We start from the raw sequence: 20,933 nt of genomic DNA, 5'->3' as shown, positions 1-20,933 counted from the left end.
ATTAATAAAATGGTATATTTTTTATTATTATAAAAAGAGCCCAACCATCCTACAATAATAAAAATTTACTATTTGTTATCTTAACCTTACTTTTCTTTCTCTTCTTTTTTTCTCAAAACAAACAAAAGTATGCATAATAAAATAAACAATAAGAAAAGTGAAGCTACTAAGATATAAATCCAATTATTGTCTTTTTTAATCGTAACATCCGTCGTGTTCAATTCCTTGGCTACTTTTCCGTCTATTGTAAAATCTTTTTCAAATACCCATTGATTGGTATAGTTGATCGTAGTATTTCCTTTTTTTCTCGAAAATTTTCCATTTTCGTTTTCATTTCCTAAAACAGTCATTGTACGGTGATATTCACCTGGGGTTAGCGGTTGACCATTCAAAGCTGTTGGAAAAGAAAAGTTTGTATTCGGCGCAATCTGCAATCCTTCTTTTTCCTCTTGATATAAAACTTCAGAATGCCCTTTTTTTGTAATTTTTGTTTCAATAACTACTTGATTGATATAGGTTTTTTGATCATTTTGAACGTTTGCTAAGATGACATTTCTTGCATTGATTTGATCTGGTTTAACTTCATGAAGAGTAAGGTTCGGAGCAACTTCGTTCAGTGTCTGTTGCATCAACAAAGCAATAATATAGGTGTATTCATTCTCAATCGATAAGCTTTGATCCTTAGTTTCTGTTTGGTCCTTTTCCGTCTGGATTTCTTGGAATGTGATCCCACCAGCCAATACACCATCAAATCGCTCATTCGGCATCCTGACATGAAAAGCAACGGTTTGGACACTTTTAGGTTTTAGCGTCACTATCTGTGGATAGCTCACATAATCTACCAGATCAAAGATCAGGCTCATGTCTTTTTCAATCTCGTTTTTTCCGTATTCAACCATCACATTTGAATTGGTGGTTGCGCTATTCACAGAAATATCGATTTTCACTTCTTTTTCTGTATCATTTCTCAATTCCGCTTTTACTTCTACTTCCTGATCCGGATCAAGTTGAAGATCGAAGTAAGTTTTTCTCTTGTCGATTTGATTCTCTGAAGTTATCGGCGTCACTGAAAAATTAAATGCACTAGCTGACACTGATATATTGTTAAAAAGTGCCCCTAAAATAACTAGGAGTGTTATAAATAATTGTTGTTTTGGTCTCAAGAAAATCGCTCCTTTAATCATATGTAAGAGAAGACTATAACAAAATCTTGTCTCTGTGGGACACAAGAGCCTATGGTACCTGTGCCCTTCTTGAAACTCAATAATTTTGTTATATTCTTCTCTTCCTGTTAATTTCCTGGGACATCTGCAAGTATCCAAGATAGTTTCCCCTCAAAGGTTCCGATTCTTTGGTTTTCTACAGGAATATCTATTCTGATTCCACGATGAGCTGTAGAATCTAAAAGAGAGGACAAATCGCTTTCACCCTTTTGATCACTTTCGAAAATCGTAACAGCGGATGTCCCTATAACCGTTGTATTTTCAGAGGTAACAAAGGAAAGAGCTTCTGGAAGCTCAAAATCTCCATTTGTAAGAACTTTCTCTTGTTTCAATTGTAATTTCCAACTTCCAAAAGCCCGTTCATCTATAATTTTCAACCCACCTGAAAACTGTCCGAATTCACTTAATGGTCTACTGGATATTTTATGTTTTCCAAAATTGACATATTGAGGAGCAGTTGAGAGATAAAGTTTGCCTTTTCTGTAATAAAAATAGATATCCTCTGTATTTTCGGAGAAGATGCCTTCTGTATTCGCTGAATCCGAGTCAAAGACATACCCTTCAATATCAATAGGAGTTTCTTTATACTTCTCTCCTATTTTCCCAGTGATTGTTTTCATTTCAGCAATATCAATCTGACTGTCTTTATCTTTATAATAAACATGGATATCTATCTCCTTCAGCTTTGCGATCTTTAGGTTTATTTCATTCGATTGCTCAATCAAATTCCCGTTTTCAAGGTATTCAAAATGCATAGTGAGTACTTTTTCAGGAATTACTTCCTGCAAAGTTGTCTCCAATTCGATTATTAACGTATCTCCAGCAATAAAATAATCTGTCAGATTTAGCGTGACTCGATTTCCGGTTATCAAGATATCTTTGGCATCAATTTGATTTCCATTGATCAAGATATGCTCGGGAATAGTTAATTCTTGTGGGAGGTCGATACTAGTCTGCATTTTCTTATATTCAAGAAAATCCCCCTCGACCTTCAATGTATTTCTGATAGTTATCTTATCGTTTCCTCCAGCTTCAGCGATGGCTCCATAATCACTATCGTTGACTTTTACATCAGCTGTTGATGTGACATTCGATGGAAGTCGCGTGACAGCGACAGCATTTTCTTGAAAAAAAGTACCTGTTGAAGAAGTAAACCCCCAATTTACTTCTGTAGAACCGAACTGCCTAATGAGATCAGGTATAATCCGAGAAGAGCGACCGACCCTTCCAAATCATAAGTAAGACTTCTTTGCTCCGCGTCCCATTTAATTATTAACAAGCGCCATGTGCCATTAGAAAGAAATGTAGGAGCTACCGTCACGCCAGTATGCTCTCCAGAATAATTATTATTATTTGGTTTAGGCGTGACAAAAGCGACATGTCCATGCCCTCTATTATCAGCAGTTATCTCTCGATCCATTCGATCAGAAGAACCACTATTTTTATACGTATCAAACTCTATCGAGAGCGCATTCGCAATGTAAGGTTGGCCAGAACGAGTAGAATATGAGCCAATTCCCATACCTGGCGATCCAATAACTTGACTGGGATTACTAGCCATTCTAGGATCGCCAGTCAATGTAAAGGTCATGCCATCTCCCGCTCTATCTCGTTGATTTCCTAAGTATAAATAAGATTTAAATGTAAAATCCGAGAGTAAACTAATCTTCTTATTTGACCAAATAGCACCTCTTTGAGACCTTTCTGCTGGGTTCAACTGCAGTAACTTCCCATTTTCCAATATGGACGTGCTAGTACCGATAGGTGTTTGAAAAATTTTATCGATAGAAATAATATTGGGATCGTCAGGCAGCTCAACCGCAGAAATTGGTGCATCTTCCAGTCCTTGTTTGTCCGAACCCTCAGCTTCTACGTTGTCAGTGGTCTCTCCACTACTCGAAATACTTAAATCCTCACTGCTTTCTTGTGTCTGGTTGGATTCTATTAAACTGTCGAATGTCGAAGTGAGTTTGCTTTCTTCGTCTCTTCTATTTCCATGCTCCAACTGATTCAATTCCAAAGAGTACCCTATGATCGGAAAGATATTAGTCACTAAGAGACTGCTTAAAATGAGCACGATCCTCCTCTTTTTCAATATATCTTTTCCTCCTGATCGTTAAATTCCTAGATGAACTATTCGTATCCAAACAAATTTAGCCTAGCCTTTGACAATTTTTGCTCGATTACCTCGCAAGACAATATGACTACGTATTTATTTTTAACAGTTCTTTTCAGTAAACTAGTTGTTAGGTGTATCTTCTAATGTCCAAACTAATTTAGTGGAATATTGTTGCGCTAACTTGACAGATTTACCGGGTACCGAAAGCTGTACCGCATCTTGATTTTCATTTTCATTTGCACCAAATCGATAGACCCAAGTCCCCACACCTGTTCCTGATTTAGCATTAATTGCTAACGTATTGTTTCCTCCCGGTGTCAACGTTAATTCAGAATTCACCGTTTGCGGCGTATATGTTGAATCAACCAAAGAAACAGCCTGCCCTTTCGTAAATTGCAGCTGTGCTCCAACTAGTTCATTCCCACTGGCAGTTTTAAACTGTTCTGGTTGAGAGACACTTAATTTCCACCCAGATAAGGTACCTCTCCTATCTGTCACTTGGACATATGTCGGTTTTCTAGACCCATCGTTCATCACATCAGCAGCTGCATAATACGTTTTATCCGCAGTAGAAATTTTTTGAGTCCCAAATTTGAATTTTGATCCATAATCAATCGATAATGCCCCTCCTGTTCCAGGGCTTGGAGGATCTGATGGATCGACAGGTTTATTGGGATCAGGATTCTCTGGATCAACAGGAGGAGTTACACCCTCATCTCCTGCTTCAAATGTAATCGTTCCTTCTGTGTTATATTCCTTTGGGTATACTTCAGTTGCAGAAACAAAAGTCGTACTTGCTACCATGCTGAATAACATCGTTGTTGCTGTTAATACGATTTCTTTTTTCATCATTGACATTCCTCTTTCTTTATTTACTAAACATATCAGTCGATTGGATTAATCCATAGCAAAATTCTGTTTTACGATACTTATGAAATAAAAGAACATAGACCTATATTTGGTCCTATGTATCGATTAGTTATAAATGATTATCAGCCCGATTTGATTTCTAGTTTTTATTGCAACTTGATGCAAACACAATCTAGAAATACAGCTGTCATAGCCTTTAAAATAATTCGTAAGTCCCCCTCCTATCTATCAAAATGTGACTTGACTGCCTAAGACTTGGGAGCGTCAATAATTTTGTGTAAATAAATTGTCCTCCTGCAAAATAATTAGTTACTCAGTAAACATTGAAACTAATGTATCGGTTACCTGTTGAAAACCTTTATGGCTTCTGTTTAGAAATTTTTGATTGTATGTATCAAAAATGCTGACTAGAAAGCGTTTTAGTGATTCTTCATTTTGAAACTGCTCTTTTCTACGGCTGTATCTTTTAATTTGCTTATTGAAAGACTCGATTAGATTGGTTGAGTAAATGGTTCTACGAATGCTAGGTGGAAAATCATAAAAAGTTAATAAGTCTTGGTTTTCTATGAGTGACTGCGTCACTTTAGGATAGTTTTTCTTCCATTTCTCAATCATGCCGGATAAGAAGGTATTCGCTTCTTCTTTTGAGTTAGCTTGATAAACAGCCTTAAAGTCATCACAGATTTCTTTTCGGTCTTTGACACGTACTTTATGAGCGATATTACGAGATACATGGATACAACAATGCTGATATTTTGCTTTAGGATAAATTTGATGGATAGTATCTTTCATGCCTTTTAAGCCGTCCGTAATAAAAAGCAAGACTTCTTGAACTCCTCTGGAGTTAATATCCTGTAGCAGCTCATTCCAAACGTATGTTGATTCAGTTGGAGCAATCGCATAACTCAGTACTTCTTTAGTGCCGTCTTCTCGTATACCAATGGCAATATAAATCGCTTCTTTGGATACAGTTTGACGTTTTAGTGGAATGTAAGTAGCGTCCATAAAAATAGCGACATACTTATCATTTAAGGCTCTGGATTTAAAGGCATTTACTTCTTCAGTCAGAACTTTAGTCATGTTGGACATGGTTTGTGGAGTATAGTGATGACCGTACATTTTTTCGATCAAATCAGCAATTTCAGACATCGTAACACCTTTTTCGAATAAATGGATAATAGTGGTTTCCAATGTATCGTTTGTTCTTTTGTAGGCTGGTAAAGTTTGTTGTTTAAACTCACCATTACGATCTCTAGGTATTTCCAATGTTAATTCACCATATTCGGTTTTGATTGATCGAAAGTAAGAACCGTTTCTCGAATTACCTGAATTAAAACCAGTGCGATCATATTTTTCGTAATCTAAAAAAGCCGTTAATTCAGTCCGTAGGAGTGTGTTTATCGCTTTTTCTAAGTGCGAACGGAATAATTCATTTAAATCGCCTTTAGTGACTAGAGTTTGCACAATTTCTGTAGTAAAATCATTCATAGGGAAGTCCTCTTTTCTGTGAATTGGTTGTCGTTAACTTTATTCTACAGAAGGGACTTCCTTTTTTGTATGGATTTTTTCATTTACACAAAATATTTTATACTCTCCTAGACTTCAATCAATATTAATTATAATTAAATAAAAAATGTATATTATATTTTTTTTGTGATTATCGTTCAAAAAAAGAATAAACGCTTGCATCTAGTACTCTGCGAGTTACAAATCATCCGATCAAATAAACATTCGCTGATTATTTTCCACAAAAAAAGCAGCATATCCACGATAAATGGATCTACTGCTCTTACTTATCCTTATGTTTTACAAAGTATTTTCTTTTACACATTACTAATGCTGTCTCAATACGGAACGATTGTCATCGCCTGTTCAAATTCCTCTTGCAAATGTTGTGTTTGATAGGCTTGAAAGGAAAGGCCGGATGATGGGCACGCAAGAGGACACGTAATTTCATGGGTTCATAGCTATCTAACAGCTGTTCTTTCAAGACAAAATCTCGGGTCAGCTGCCATTCATAATAATAACCAAAAGGTCTGCAGCTGTAAATCGTGTGACCGATGGATTTATCTTCAAAGCGACGATGCGTATGGCCAAAAACTACTTGTTTGATATTTGAATAACGGTCAAGTAATTCTCCGAATGATTCTGATCCTAAAAATGCATTTAATTTGTTCCAACGCTCATAAGGAGCAGATTGATACATGATAAATGCCCGTTTAGGAACGAAATGAGTGGATAAAATCACCTCAAGTTTTTTTGCTTCCAGCTGGTCTAGCAAATTTTTTGCAGCTGCAAGCATTTCTGCATTGACCTCGAGATCTGTTTTCCCACGCTGGATGAACCGATCATACCAATACAAACGCTTCATTCGTACGATTGCCTCGTAATCTTTCAATTCGGAAAACTGATAGTCGTACCAGCCATTCATCCCTAAAAGAACGGTCTGCTCATTTAAAGCAATATACCGTTCATTTAAAAAATGTGGGTCTGGAAAATGGTCCATCATCTGTTCATTGGGCACATCTGCCAACTCGTGATTGCCGAAATGAAATGTCGTAGATAATCCTTTATTGGCGAAAAATTCGACAACCGCTAGGCAGCGATCTACTTTATTAGCCGTATCTCCGGCTAGATGAAGCCGAGTGATTTTGTGCTTTTGCAAAACTTGCCAAAGCTGCATTAGCTCTGGTTCGCCAAATTTATTGATGTCCACATGTAGGTCGCTGATGATCGCCAATTTTCCCATTTTATCCCTCTAGTCTTTTCGAACAACTTGCAAGTTGCCTTTTCTCAAGCCGCTTGGTCCTTTTAATTGTAAACTATTATAAGTTGGTTCTAAAGCAAGTGTGGATGGATCATCCATGTAAAGTATTGCACTGTCTTTGATTTTGATTGGTCCAACTGGTGTATCAGCCACTACAGAATAAAGACTTAGATCTGTTTGTGTATCTTTTTTGACAATGATCAATCGAAATGCCGTGTCCAATTGGCAACTGACTTGGCTTTCTGCAAATGGACCGTCACCGTTTTCGATATCTAATAAAAGTTGATCGTCTGCTTCTAATTTATTCTTCAATACTTCTTGTGCTTCTTTTGTCACTTCTAATTTCATCTGTATCACCTCATGTCATAGAATAATCACTTTATTCATCAGATGCAACTAATTTGTCTGGTTCTGACTGTTCTCAATTTATTGGAAAGTAAGTCATTCGTTTATTATGATTTCTCATATCACAAAAGAGACAACTTTCCCTTTTCTTCGTTCAGTTTCTTGAACGGAAAAAGACCCAAAAAGCAACCTGTTATTTGTTTAACCTTATTCCTTTCTTAAATAACAAAAAATACTATAAAAAATAAAAAACCTTTAACAACTATTGGAAAAAGAATTACTTTTTGTTCACGGATTATTAACAACTCTTCGGTAGAGTAAACTTATCAAATAAAAGACTTCTTTGGAGGAATCACTATGAAGGAATATATAAAAAACATCTATTTTATCGAAGAAACACAAAATATCGAGGGTTCTTATATTGAAGTAAAAACACTCTTTGTCAATGAAGATAAAACCAAAGCATTGGATATTTATAAAAAATTAGCTTCAAAAAAACGAATAGTTTTGGATTGATATTAAGCGAATATAAAATCAAAGCAGAAGAAAGTTATTTCTATCAATTATTAAAACGGTGGAGTAAGCTTCCCGCCGATTTTTATCGAAAAATGCAGATCATCAACTATCAACCGCTTGCTGAGACACATGCCTAAATAGAGGTTATGAAATCAGTGCTTTGAGCTAATACCGAAGGTCAGCTGATTGAACATTGTTTAGAAGAGATTGTGACAACTGCGATTTGCTTTGAGTAATAAGAACGCTGGACAGTAAATAGCTTCTCATATTTTCTAGTCTAGTGGACTTATTGCCGAGAAGCAGCAGATGGAACATCGTTTAGAAGAGATTGTGACAACTGCGATTTGCTTTGAGCAATAAGAACGCTGGACAGTAAATAGCTTCTCATATTTTCTAGTCTAGTGGACTTATTGCCGAGAAGCAGCAGATGGAACATCGTTTAGAAGAGATTGTGACAACTGCGATTTGCTTTGAGTAATAAGAACGCTGGACAGTAAATAGCTTCTCATATTTTCTAGTCTAGTGGACTTATTGCCGAGAAGCAGCAGATGGAACATCGTTTAAAGAAGAGATCGGTACAAAATAAAAATATCTAAATTTAAGTTTTATCTAAGTTTCGCTTTGTACCTTTGATTCAAATCAAAGGAGGCGATCTTGATGCTGAAAAAATGGATCACACTATTTTTTGCCACTCCCCATTCTAGAATCAACCCGTATGATGTAGAGAATGAATTCACGTTGAAAAAAGATTTCCCAAATAAATAAAAACCATCCGTAAAATCATCAATACGATTTTACGGATGGTTTTTGATAACTTCTTTGAGGATAGGCTCTTGCTATTTAAGAATGTAAGAAACATTATTGTTACATAGTATGAGAGTTTAATCCTCTGTTATTTATGCTATTTAAATGCTTGATTCACATCTTCGATCATCAGTTTCATTGATTCTAAACCGCCCCCGCTTAAATACCAGACATCTGGTTCAAGGGAGATGATCTGCTGGTTTTTACCAGCATTCGTTTGTGCTACCAGTTCATTGGCAGAAATATCATCTTTGCTGTCGTCTCCACCAATAGCTTTTGTTCGGTCTACCACAAATAAGATATCCGGATTTTTTTCTAGCACATATTCATAAGAAACACTTTGACCGTGAGTGGATGCTTCGATTTGATCATCTGCTTGTTCAAAGCCAAATAAATCATGGATGAAACCGAATCTAGAACCAGATCCGTAGGCTGATAATTGCCCTTCATTCACAAGTGTGACTAGTGCTTTTTTGTCAGTAGCTTCTGCTTTCTTTTTCGTCTGATCGATTGCACTAGATAATTCCTCTAATTGAGTTTTAGCTTCTTCTTGCTTACCAAAGATCTCCCCTAAAATAGTGACATTTTGCTGGAAAGATTCCCATGGATTTTTCGCATCTAAAGAAAGGAAAATGGTCGGAGCAATTTGACTTAGATCTTTTTGAAAATCTCTTTGCCGGCCAGAAATGATGATCAGGTCTGGCTGAAGCTGATTGATTTTTTCTAAGTGTGGTTCTTTGATCCCACCTGCTGATTCCACTTTTTTATAGGATGAAAGATACTCAGGAAGGCTGCTTGTAGCTGCTCCAACTACCTTATCTCCAACACCAAGAGCATCCATCGTATCTAAAGAACCATTGTCGAATACGACGACTTTTTCTGGATTATTTGGCACCTCGATTTGGTCTCCATTACTATCTGTTATCGTCAATGTAGTTTCAGTTTGTGTGCTGCTTTTTTTTGTGTCCGACTGACTGGTGTTATCACTATTTCCACATGCTGCTAAACCAAATGACGCTAGAATCAAGATACCTACTACTAATTTTTTCATCTCTTCTCTCCTAATGTTAGTTTTAGAAATAAAGACAGAATCTGCGACCTTCAATCTCACAAATTCGTATGTCCATTTCGTACAATTCGTCCAGTACATCTTTTTTTATCATTTCTTGGGTCGTTCCTTGCGTAAATAACTGTCCATCTTTCATTGCAACAATTTCGTCTGCATAACTTGCAGCAAAGTTGATATCATGAAGAACGATAACAATTGTTTTCCCGATTTCTTGTACTAATTTTTTTAAGATCTGCATGATTTGAACCGCAAAATTCATATCTAGATTGTTCAAAGGTTCATCCAGTAAAATATAATCCGTGTCTTGCGCTAGTACCATTGCAATATACGCACGTTGGAGTTGACCGCCTGAAAGAGTGTCAATCGATTGATCCGCTATTTCTTCTAACCCAAGGTGTTCCAGTGATTCCTGAACGATTTCCTCGTCTTTTGTCGTCAATTTTCCTTTCGTATAAGGAAATCGTCCAAATTCTACTAATTCTTTCACGGTGATTTGGACATTTATTTCATTCGATTGTCGTAGGATCGATAATTTTTTGGCTAATTCATTGGATTTCCAAGCCTTTACTTCGTTATGGTCTAAATAGATTTCACCTGTATCTTTTGGTATCAAACGACTGATCATCGACAACACCGTTGACTTTCCAGCACCATTTGGACCGATAAAAGCAGTCAACTTCTTTTCAGGAATCGTTAACTGTACATCTTTAACCACTGATTTTCCATGGTACAGTTTATTGACCTTTTGTAAATCAATCATAGGATACTCTTCCTTTCGCGAATCAATTTTGTGACAAAATAAATTCCTCCGACAAATTCAACGACAATACTCACTGTTGTATTCCAGCCGAAAATCTGCTCTACTGCGAGCTGTCCTCCTGTCAGAAACAGCATAGCTACCAGAAAGCTTCCGATAAATAGCTGACCATGACGATAAGTAGAAAAGACACGATAACTGATATTTGCGACAATAAACCCTAAAAAAGTAACTGGACCCACAAGAGCCGTTGATGTCCCTGTCAAAAGACTGACACAACATAAAATCAAAAATTCAAAACGATCTGTGTCTATCCCGAGGTTTACTGCTTGTTCATTTCCGAGATGGAAAACGTCTAGCACATGTCGATATCGAAATAACAGGTACCAGCAGCCGATAATGATCAAAGAAGCAGGCAAAAGATACTGACTCTGGATATTGCCAAAGCTTGCAAATAATCTGCCTTGAAGCAAATCATATTCATTCGGATCCATGATGACTTGTAAAAAGGTACTGACACTACCAAAAAGCGTACCTAAAATCATCCCTGACATCAGTAATAAAAAAAGATTCGCTCTCATTTTTTTCAAAAGAAAGAAAAATAACAACAGACTCAGCCCGACCATCAGCCCAACGTTCAATAAGAAAAAACCTGTGCCTGTCTGCTGAAGCATCGTCACTCCTCCGATAAAGAAGAAAAGGACCGTTTGGACAAGGACATATAACGACTCAAGTCCCAATACTGAAGGAGTCAAAAACTGGTTATGCGTAATTGTCTGAAAGCTGATTGTGGCACTGCTGACAGCTAGCGAGACAAGGATAAATGCAAAAATTTTCTTACTCCTCAATGCCCATGCAAAATGCCAGTTTCCATATGTATGGATCGTCAAGTACATTCCTGTAACAAATAAAACAAGAACAAGCATACCAATAAAAATAGATGGCTTTTTTTTAAGCATATCGTCGCCCCCTTATCAGAAGATAAAGGAAGATAGCCCCACCGATGATTCCAACGATCACACTGACTGGTATTTCATAAGGAAAAATCAACACGCGAGCGACAAGATCGCAAAATACTAAGAACAAACTACCTGCTAAAGCAGTTACGCCAATTGTTTTGTGCACTTGATCTCCATATATTCTAGAGACAAGATTCGGAATGATCACTCCGATAAAAGGAATGCTTCCTACCATGATCAACATGACTGCACTAGCCAATGATACTAAGCCAATGCCTAAAAACTGCATCTTCTGGTAATCTATTCCCAAATTTACTGCAAACGATTCGCCCAGACCAATGATCGTAAATCGGTAAGCAAATAGCCAAACCAAGAGCAACAATGGAACAACAGCATACAATAACTCATAATTTCCTCGTATCACAGTTGCAAAATTCCCTTGAAGCCATGAAGTCATATTTTGTACCAACTGGAATTGATAAGCAAAAAAAGTAGCAACTGAACCAATGATATTCCCTAACATGACCCCAATCAACGGAAGCATCAATTGATTTTTCTGGGGGAACAATCGCGTAAGGGATAAAAAAAGCAATGTTCCTGCAAAAGCAAAGCAAAATGCTGTCAAGGATCGGACAATCAAGGATGCACCAGGTAGGAAAATCATAGCCACTAAAATACCTAAACGCGCACTATCCATCGTGCCCGCAGTCGTTGGTGAAACAAATTTATTTTGGGTCAAATGTTGCATGATCAACCCACAAATACTACTGGTCGCTCCCACAAGGATCAAACAAATCGTTCGTGGCAAACGAGTCGCTAGCAAGATTTGTAAGCTTTGCCCATCTAACTGGAGCAGTTCTGACAATTGTACATTCGATACTCCGATGAACAATGAAATACTACTTAAAATAACTAATAATGCTACTAGTCGTCCGTAGCGCATCCAATCCACCTTTCTAACTGAGAATGATTTTCATTCTTATTTTAAGTGAATCGTTGAACAAAAGCAACCGCTTTTTCATATGTTTTAGGTATTATTGGGAATATGCTATAATCGTAAGAAAGACAAAGAGAAGAAGGAGGGTATTTTTTATGGCACAAGATGATGTAAAAAGCCATTTGGATAAGGGACTTTATGGCACACCTTTAGTGAACCCTGAAGAACAGCATAAATATTTAGGGACATTCAGGGAACGCTGCTATCTTAGTATGACTGTTGCTGAAATGATCCAACCAAAAAACAAAGAAAACTTTTTAAAAGAACTCAAAAAACATCCAGATGCTTCCATACTCTTGAATGGGGCTCTACCCCTTTCTGTCCAAAACCAATATATCCAGCTAGCAACGAAAAACAATAGCCGATTTACTGTAGTCAACGATTACGTCACTGCAAATCCTGAGGAATTCGGATTGCTCTTAACAGCAAAAGAAGCAGTAAATGAACCTGTGATTGATATCGAAAAAAAATACCCAGAAGAAAACTCTTCGCCAGCTGAAAAAGAAAAACCAAAAAAGAAAAAAAGCTTCTGGGATCGTTTATTTTAAAACGAAAAAACACATAAATTTTTACATGCAAAAAAGCTTTTGATCAGATTGACATCAAATAGGACAATCTGTCAAAAGCTTTTTCTTTTAAAATACTTCAGGATATAACAATTTCAATACATTCATCGTCAATCTTCTGCCTTTTCCTGCAAAGGGATAAACATGCATATGCATCGCTGGATTGAAATTTGCTTCGATGATCCCATATGCTTTTTTATCAGTTGTAGGATCGATTTCTTTATCTGGTATAATCAAATCAATACCACTAATCTTAGCTCCTAGTGCTTCTACCGCAGAAACGGCGATTTTTTTGTAAGCTTCAGAAAATTCATCAGTCATATCGATCGAATCACCACCTGTACTGATATTTGAGTTCTCCCTTAGATAAACAATTTGATTGGCTTGGGGAACTGATTCGATCGTCAACCCTTGTTCTTTCAACATCAATTGTTCTAATTCACCTAATTGGATCAATTCTAAAGGTGCACGATGATTCGTTCCACGCAAAGGGTCACTATTTTTTTCTTCAACAAGTTCTTTCACTGTTCGGATACCGTCACCAATAACATTAGCAGGGACTCGCAACATGATGGCTTGGACTTCTCCGTTGATCACAAAGAAACGATATTCCGTTCCCGGCATAAATTCTTCTACTAAAACCGAACTGTCTTCACGAAAAGCAATGGCTAAACCTGCTTGATAATCTTCCAGACTAGCTCCTTCCTTGAAAATCGTGATACCTAACCCGTAATTGGTTGATTTAGGTTTGATCACAAATGCCTGCTCGGCAAATCTCGGATAAGCTTTTACCGCTTCTTCCATGGATGAAAATTCTGCGCCTCCTGGTACCCGGAACCCAGCTTCTTTTAAGACTTTTTTCGTTACTGTTTTGTTTTCCATGATAAGTGGGACGATATAGCTGTCCTTACTTGTCATGTTTGCATTTTTCACATATTCTACATGGTCTTGGAATTGCAGACGCAAAAATTGATCCGACTCATCTAATACTTTGACTTGGACACCTTTTTGGATGGCATCGAACATAAATATCTGAGTAGAAAGTTCCATTTCGCGAAAACCGGCCAACTGATAGGGACGTTCATGGCTTTCTTTATAATATTGATGTCCCAATGCCACAGCAACTTCTTGCTGACTCGATAGCTGTGCTTCTTGATAGAGTTTCGCTGCTAACGTTTGTTCAGGATGATCCATTTGAGACAATGCTTCCTCTACTAAATAAAGAGAATCCAACCAATCCAATTCAACCAGCATTTGCTTCATCCCTTCAAGAATTTCTCTACCTTCTTGATGAAATTCTGTTTGATCTGATGGTTGTTCTAGTGCTACTTTGTTATTTCGAGTCGTACCTTCTGCTACCCATTGGTCACAGTCTTCTTTTTCTTCTGTCCATAACATGTACATCAGGAATAATTGTAAGAACCGAACTTGCTCTGGATTGATACCCAATCTTGCATAAGGATTCAAATCGATATTCCGCAATTCAATATAACGAACACCTGTTGTTGCTAAATCTGCGACTTTCTTTCCGCCTCGGAAACGAAGCGGTGTATAAAATTCTTTCTCCTCCGAAAGTTTCCCTTCTTCGATCATTCGCTCGATATCTGCTAAATACTGTTTCATAGAAGCATAGGAAACTTTCACATTTGGATGATTCGTATAGCCCAGCGCACTGTTGCGAATACTGCGAACAGGTTCTTGCGGATGTGATTCATCTAAAAAGTAGTTCTTCTCACTCATTGGTGAAGCACCGAATAAATAAGTGATCATCCAGCGATAGCGCATAAAGTTTCTCGCTGTTTTCAAATAAAGTTCTGTTTTGAATTCGGAAAAATCTTGAAATTCTTCCTGATGGCTGAACAATGTTCTTAGCAACTCATCGCCAAATTCAAAATTGAAATGGATACCGCTTACCATCTGTTTTCGCTTCCCGTATTCTTTTGCTAAATAACGTCGATACAAGACATCTTCAAAATTTTTTAATTTTGCAATAATGATCTCTTCGTCTTTTTCCGGTAAGGCAGGTGGCATACTTAATGGCCAGATCATCTCTTCTTTCGGTATAGAACGAGCAGTCACATCATAAACAGCAGCGAGATACTGAAATAATTCGGGAATAGAATCGGTAACAGGAGTGATCATCTCTGTTTGTGTTTCGCTAAAATCTGTTTGGATATAGGGGTGATAGGATCGATCGCCAAAGATTGCTGGATGATCGGTTTTTGCTAGATTTCCTGCAAGATCAACCCGCTGTCCTTCCCGTTCTATACCAAATCGAGCTTGGTCGATAAAAGGGCGCGCATTGACATGCAATAATAATTGCTTAAAATTCATCATTAAGTGACCTCCAATTCATATGAATCTAATTATAATCAAAAAGTCTAAGAAAAAGAACGAAATTGTTTGAGGACCGCTTACAAATAAGTATAAAAATGAAGGCATCAAAAACACAGCTATGTTAAAACAATCATTCAAACAAGGAGCTGCAACTTTTGTCACAGCTCCTGCTTTTTAGACATGGGTTATTCTTCTTTTAGTAATCCTTTGAACAATCCAACGACAAAATCATTTGGATCAAACGGCTCCAAGTCATCGATTCCTTCACCAAGACCGACCAATTTCACTGGTAAATGCAATTCATTACGGATAGCAAGTACGATACCGCCCTTTGCTGTACCATCTAATTTTGTCAAAACAAGACCGGTCACATCTGTTGTTTCTTTGAATTGTTTTGCTTGAACCATCGCGTTTTGACCAGTTGTTGCATCTAGTACAAGAAGTGTTTCTTGGGGTGCTTCTGGTAATTCCCGCTGGATTACTCGTTTTATTTTTTCTAATTCGTTCATCAAGTTCACTTTATTTTGCAGTCGGCCTGCAGTATCAACTAGTAAAACATCTGCCTGCTCTGTCTTTGCTCTTTCCAAAGCATCGAATACGACAGCTGCTGGATCGCCGCCTGCATTGCCACGAACAACTTCAACACCAGCGCGTTCGCCCCAGACAACTAACTGGTCGATTGCTCCAGCGCGGAAGGTATCTGCTGCTGCCATCAATACTTTTTTACCTTCTTTTTTGAACTGATGGGCAAGTTTACCAATACTTGTTGTTTTCCCTACACCATTAACACCGACAAACAAAATAACTGTTAGTCCGTCTTCTTGGATATTTAGTTCATTTACTTCATTGATTCCTTCCGCTTCATAGAGATCCACAAGTTTCTCGATGATCGCATTTTGGACTTCTGCCGATTTTTTCGCATTTCTGAGTTTCACTTCTTGACGTAATGCTTCGGTTATTCGTATCGCTGTTTCAAAACCTACATCTGCACCGATAAGTGTTTCTTCTAATTCTTCAAAAAAGTCTTCATCGACTGTTCGAAAATTGGCAAACAACTCATTCATCCGTTCACCAAATGTTTTACGCGTCTTTTCTAAACCCTTGTCGTACTTCTCCTGTACTTCAACTTCTTCTGTTTTCTCTTCGCCAGTAAAAGCACGCTTGATTTTATCAAAAAATCCCATTTGACTCCCCCCTACTCTAATACAAATTTTTGGATCACTTTGGCTACGCCATTTTCTTCATTGCTGGCTGTCACGAAATCTGCTGCTTCTTTGACGAAAGGCACAGCATTCTCCATCGCTACGCCTAGTCCAGCGTATTGGATCATCGGTAAATCATTTTCTTCATCACCGATTGCCATGATTTCTTCTTGTTTCAAACCAAGATCTTTTGCCAATAAAGAAATACCATAAGCTTTTGTAACACCTTTTGGCATAAATTCCAAAAGCATACTTCTCGTTTTGATGATCTCATACATTTCATGGAATTCTGCTGGTATTTCTTTGATTTTAGGATCTAATTCTTCTTGGTCATAAGCGATTACTGCCTTATTAAGCACAAATTCATCTGTAATATCGCTTATATCCGCTGGTTGGAATTGCAGCAGCTTATTCAACACATTGTACAAGGATTGCTTCCTTGGGGCACTAGGCAGCTGTAAAACCACATTGTCAGACAAAACATCTAGTGGCAGATCCAATTGCTGAGCCAGTTTGTATAAGCGTTGGATATCTGATACTTCCATCACTTTCTTTTCCATGATTTCACCAGTATCATTTTTTTGTACCAAACCGCCGTTGAAAGTGATGCTGTAGTCACCTTCATCTACCAGTCCTAATTCTTGCAGATAATGCGCCATCGCAGCTAAGGGGCGTCCTGTACATAGAACGATCTTGACCCCTTGCTGTTTTGCTTGTGCTAATGCTTGTTTATTCTCATCTGAAACCAGCTTTTGTTCATTTAATAATGTACCGTCCAAATCGATTGCTACTAATTTGATCATTTTCGTTCCTACACTTTCGTTTCGTTGATTTTCGCCTCTTCATTGATATCTTCCATCCGTACAGAAACGATTTTTGATACACCGGATTCCTGCATCGTCACTCCGTACAGTACATCTGCTGCGACCATCGTTCCTTTGCGGTGTGTGACTACGATAAATTGTGTGTCATCTTGGAAATCACTCAAGTAACGACCAAAACGTTTCACATTTGCTTCATCTAACGCTGCTTCTACCTCATCTAAGATGCAAAACGGAACAGGACAGACACGGATAATAGAAAAGAGCAGCGCGATGGCTGTAAGTGCTCGTTCTCCTCCAGAAAGCAAACTTAGACTTTGCAGTTTTTTGCCAGGAGGTTGTACTTCAATCTCAATACCTGTTTTCAGCAAATCAGTTGGTTCTGTCAGTACTAATTCAGCTTTACCGCCGCCAAACATATTTGGAAAGACAATTTTGAATTCTTGACGGATAGCTTCAAATACTTCTTTGAATCTTGTCCGCACTTCATCATCCATCTCATCCATCGTTTCAAACAATTGGTTTTTCGCTGCTAACAGATCATCTCGCTGTGTCGCTAAGAATGTATGTCTTTCACTGACTTGTTCGTATTGTTCGATTGAATTTAAGTTTACTGGTCCCAGTTTTTCAATCTGTTCTTTTAAGGATGAAACCTTTGTTCTACTGTCTTCGATATCGGTTGTTTCTTGATAGTCTTGGGAAGCTTTCTCAAATGTCAGCTGATATTCTGACTGCAGATAGGTCAAATGATTATCTAAAATCATTTCAGCTCGGTCTTTTTGGACTTCTAATTTGGATTGTTCCGACAGTCGTGCTTTTTGCTCACGATTACGCTCTGCCAAGACTGCTTCAAGCTTATCGATCTCCTTTTGCCTTCTATCTCGCTGCTCTTTGGCTTTTGCCAACTCGACTTTTAATGTTTCTCGCTGAGCAGATAATTCGTTAATTTGTTTTTCCAAACTTTCTTCTGTGACTTCATGATCAGAAAAGTCTGCTGTCAATGTCGCCAACTGCTTTTCTATCGCTTCTTGACGTTCGGTTGCCTCTGCTTTTTGGACTCGGGCACCGCGGAGCTGGATCTGCAGATGATTAAACTGCTCTTTCAAGACAGCAAGATCTGCTTGTTCTTGTGCTTTTTGACTTTGTACTTGTGCTCTTCTGGCTTCCATCTGGTCGCTTTCTTGACTTAACGATTTGATTTCTTCGTCGATTTTTTGTCGTTGCGATTCAAGATCTGTTTGTTTGTCTTTCAATTCGTTCGTTTGCTTTTCGTAATCTTCGATAAACTGCTGCAGTTCACGTGTCTCAAAAGTTGAGATTTGCTTTTCTTTTTCAAAACGTTCAAGTTCATTTATGATGTTTTGCAGCTGATTTGTCGCTTCTTGTTCTTCAAAACGTAATTGTTCGCCTCGTGTACGCAAAACTTCTTGTTCTTCGGCTAAACGAGCTGTTTCTTGTTGCAGCTCCTGAACTTTTTTTTCTTGTGCTTGGAGTTGTTTATCTGCTGCTTCAAATTCACTAGTCAACTGTTTCAATTCTTGATTTTGTACAAACAAACTGCCTTGGTTTCCTCGTTTATTCGCTCCACCTGTCATGGATCCTCCGGCATTCATCACATCACCTTCTAAGGAAACCACTCGATATTGATAGCGGATCGTTTGCGCGATTGCATTGGCACTAGTTAAGTCTTTGGCTAAAAGGATCGTTCCTAGCAGGTTTTGAACCACAGTTTGGATTTGATCGGGATAACTGACTTGTTCACTGGCAATCCCTATAAACCCTTCTACAGCTGCTGCTGGTGTCAATATATGAGCCGGTAATTGTCTTGGTTTGATTGTCGTCAGTGGAAGGAACGTTGCTCTTCCTCCTCTTTGCTGTTTCAAATACGTGATGGCTTGCCGAGCATCTTTTTCATTTTCAACGATGACATGCTGGGCTGCCCCACCTAAAGCTGTTTCGATAGCTAACGTGAAATCTGCAGGAACATCGATCAGTTCAGCCACTGCTCCGACAATACCCGAAAGCTGCTGTTTATGCTGCAAGACCAATCGAACCCCTTGGTAAAAACCAAAATAGTTTTCTTGGATCTCTTGAAGGCTTTTCTGACGAGCACGCAGCTGCTGGACTTGATTCATTAATTGATACATTTTAGGCTGTTCTTTTGCTAATGCTTCTTGGAACTTTTTCCCGTTTTGTTGGATCATTTCTAACTTCTCTTTTGTTTCAGTTAAAGATGATTTTAGCTGCGCCTGCTTTTGTGTCAATTCTTCTTTTTGTAAGATCAATCGGTCTACTGATGCTTCTACTTCCGATTGCTTGGCTAACGTCTGCTTACTTTTTGCTGTTTCTTGTACATATTGACGTTCTAGATACTTCAGTTCGTTTCCTACAGCTGCTTGCTCTTGCATCAAATCAACATATTGATCTCTTAGTTCTGCCAGTAATTCTTTCGTTGATTTTTGGTATTTTTCTAATTCTTGCTGTGTTTTTATGAGACTTGCTTCAGCTTTTTGGATTTCTGTTTCTTTTTCTGCTGCTTCTTTCAACAAGCTTTCTTGAAGCTTTTCAAAATGTTTAACCTTTTTTTGTGCTTCTGCTAATGAAGTTTGATATTCTTGCGAGCTTTTTTGTGTATGCTTTGTCCGCTCCTGCAAAACATCTTTTTGTCCTTCTGTCTGCTTCAGTTTTTCCGAAAGATCTAATAATACTTGCTGATTTTTTTCGATCAGACGGTCGGCTTGCGCATTTTCTTTACGCTGCTTCGCCAAAATGGATTCTTGTTCTTGGATCGACTCAGATAGTTTGCCTAATTCTAGATTGAATTTCGCAAGCTGTGCTTGTTTGTTGTCCCAATCTTTTTTTGCTGTCTTGATTTCGGCAACCATCAAAGAGACATCGGTTTGAGTCAGTGTTTCTTTTAGCCGTAAAAACTCCTTTGCTGCCTCACTCTGGGCGGCCAAAGGAGTTAACTGTTCTTCCAATTCGTGGATGATGTCTTGGACGCGGCTGAGGTTGTCTTCTGTTTCAAAAAGCTTCTGTTCTGCTTTCTTTTTCCGCTGCTTGTATTTCAAGACACCAGCTGCTTCTTCAAAGATCCCACGACGGTCTTCCGGTTTACTACTGAAAATCGCTTCTACTTTTCCTTGAGAAATGATTGAGAACGATTCTTTTCCTAATCCAGAATCTAAGAACAATTCTTGGATATCTTTTAATCTGCAGCTTTGTTTATTGATGAAAAACTCGCTTTCCCCAGTCCGTCGATAACGGCGGGTTACACTGATCTCATTGTACTCCAATGGCAGATAATGATCACTATTGTCTAAAATCACTGTGACTTCTGCAATATTCAGCTGCTTACGGGTATCGGAACCGGCAAAGATGATATCCGGCATTTTTCCGCCTCGCAGACTTTTAGCAGATTGTTCTCCTAATACCCAGCGGATAGCCTCTGTAATATTGCTTTTTCCGCTGCCATTTGGTCCAACCACTGCTGTGACGCTGTTTTCAAAATCAATGACTGTCTTGTCTGCAAATGATTTAAAACCGGCTATTTCAATTCGTTTCAAATACAAAGCTTTCCC

The 20,933-nt window shown here is 38.1% G+C and carries 13 protein-coding genes and 3 pseudogenes; 2 read left to right on the top strand and 14 right to left on the bottom strand.

All coding sequences use genetic code 11. The features are described from left to right. Positions 1-86: 86 nt before the first annotated feature. The 6 genes and pseudogenes from RBL01_RS00595 to RBL01_RS00570 form a co-directional block, all read right to left on the bottom strand. Complete coding sequence (locus tag RBL01_RS00595; protein WP_307781031.1) at positions 87-1,184, bottom strand: DUF916 and DUF3324 domain-containing protein; 1,098 nt, start codon at positions 1,182-1,184, stop codon at positions 87-89. A 107-nt stretch (positions 1,185-1,291) separates the two neighbouring features. After that, positions 1,292-3,318: pseudogene (locus RBL01_RS00590) on the bottom strand (lectin-like domain-containing protein). A gap of 144 nt (positions 3,319-3,462) precedes the next feature. Further along, positions 3,463-4,191, bottom strand: a complete 729-nt coding sequence (locus RBL01_RS00585) for a WxL domain-containing protein (protein WP_058128438.1) — start codon at positions 4,189-4,191, stop codon at positions 3,463-3,465. A gap of 330 nt (positions 4,192-4,521) precedes the next feature. Beyond that, positions 4,522-5,700 carry an IS256-like element ISEf1 family transposase gene (locus RBL01_RS00580; protein WP_212462982.1) on the bottom strand — a complete coding sequence of 393 codons (1,179 nt, stop codon included), beginning with the start codon at positions 5,698-5,700 and terminating at the stop codon, positions 4,522-4,524. 356 nt (positions 5,701-6,056) lie between these two features. Then, positions 6,057-6,961 (bottom strand): annotated as a pseudogene (locus tag RBL01_RS00575) (metallophosphoesterase). Positions 6,962-6,970: 9 nt separating this feature from the next. Next, positions 6,971-7,327: an iron-sulfur cluster biosynthesis family protein gene (locus tag RBL01_RS00570; RefSeq protein WP_002287910.1), complete on the bottom strand. Its 357-nt coding sequence runs from the start codon at positions 7,325-7,327 to the stop codon at positions 6,971-6,973. Between the two features lie 354 nt (positions 7,328-7,681). On the opposite strand from RBL01_RS00570, the pseudogene RBL01_RS00565 reads away from it, so the two are divergent. Further along, positions 7,682-7,977, top strand: a pseudogene (locus RBL01_RS00565) (hypothetical protein). Positions 7,978-8,741: 764 nt separating this feature from the next. Here the strand turns inward: RBL01_RS00565 and RBL01_RS00560 are convergent. Genes RBL01_RS00560 through RBL01_RS00545 form a run of 4 tightly spaced genes read right to left on the bottom strand, consistent with a single transcriptional unit; the run spans position 8,742 to position 12,372 of the window. Then, the gene (locus tag RBL01_RS00560; protein WP_038809280.1) at positions 8,742-9,695 is read right to left on the bottom strand and encodes a siderophore ABC transporter substrate-binding protein; all 954 of its coding nucleotides are present in this window, start codon (positions 9,693-9,695) and stop codon (positions 8,742-8,744) included. A 22-nt stretch (positions 9,696-9,717) separates the two neighbouring features. Next, entirely contained in the window at positions 9,718-10,473 is a 756-nt protein-coding gene (locus tag RBL01_RS00555) for an ABC transporter ATP-binding protein (RefSeq protein ID WP_002297790.1), read from the bottom strand. Continuing rightward, a complete protein-coding gene (locus tag RBL01_RS00550) occupies positions 10,470-11,429 on the bottom strand; it encodes an iron chelate uptake ABC transporter family permease subunit (RefSeq protein WP_038809281.1) in 960 nt (319 codons plus the stop codon). The genes RBL01_RS00555 and RBL01_RS00550 overlap by 4 nt, the downstream gene beginning before the upstream one ends. Further along, positions 11,422-12,372: an ABC transporter permease gene (locus RBL01_RS00545; protein ID WP_002297787.1), complete on the bottom strand. Its 951-nt coding sequence runs from the start codon at positions 12,370-12,372 to the stop codon at positions 11,422-11,424. The genes RBL01_RS00550 and RBL01_RS00545 overlap by 8 nt, the downstream gene beginning before the upstream one ends. Positions 12,373-12,521: 149 nt before the next feature. On the opposite strand from RBL01_RS00545, the gene RBL01_RS00540 reads away from it, so the two are divergent. Continuing rightward, on the top strand, positions 12,522-12,974 hold the full coding sequence (locus RBL01_RS00540; protein ID WP_002287902.1) for a YueI family protein: 453 nt from the start codon (positions 12,522-12,524) through the stop codon (positions 12,972-12,974). Positions 12,975-13,061: 87 nt separating this feature from the next. On the opposite strand, the gene gshAB is transcribed toward RBL01_RS00540, so the two are convergent. The 4 genes from gshAB to smc all read right to left on the bottom strand — a co-directional run bounded on the left by gshAB (position 13,062) and on the right by smc (position 20,924). Next, on the bottom strand, positions 13,062-15,329 hold the full coding sequence (gene gshAB, locus RBL01_RS00535) for a bifunctional glutamate--cysteine ligase GshA/glutathione synthetase GshB (RefSeq protein ID WP_307780833.1): 2,268 nt from the start codon (positions 15,327-15,329) through the stop codon (positions 13,062-13,064). A 185-nt stretch (positions 15,330-15,514) separates the two neighbouring features. Further along, positions 15,515-16,513, bottom strand: a complete 999-nt coding sequence (gene ftsY, locus RBL01_RS00530) for a signal recognition particle-docking protein FtsY (RefSeq protein ID WP_002317046.1) — start codon at positions 16,511-16,513, stop codon at positions 15,515-15,517. An 11-nt stretch (positions 16,514-16,524) separates the two neighbouring features. Continuing rightward, complete coding sequence (locus tag RBL01_RS00525; protein WP_002319440.1) at positions 16,525-17,334, bottom strand: Cof-type HAD-IIB family hydrolase; 810 nt, start codon at positions 17,332-17,334, stop codon at positions 16,525-16,527. Positions 17,335-17,342: 8 nt separating this feature from the next. Then, positions 17,343-20,924 (bottom strand): chromosome segregation protein SMC, encoded by a 3,582-nt coding sequence (smc, locus tag RBL01_RS00520; protein ID WP_307780834.1) that lies wholly within the window; start codon positions 20,922-20,924, stop codon positions 17,343-17,345. Positions 20,925-20,933 lie beyond the last annotated feature (9 nt).

This window comes from Enterococcus sp. SB12 (genome assembly GCF_030910025.2).
Lineage (GTDB): Bacteria > Bacillota > Bacilli > Lactobacillales > Enterococcaceae > Enterococcus_B > Enterococcus_B faecium.
This window is presented reverse-complemented; position numbering and strand designations above follow the sequence as displayed.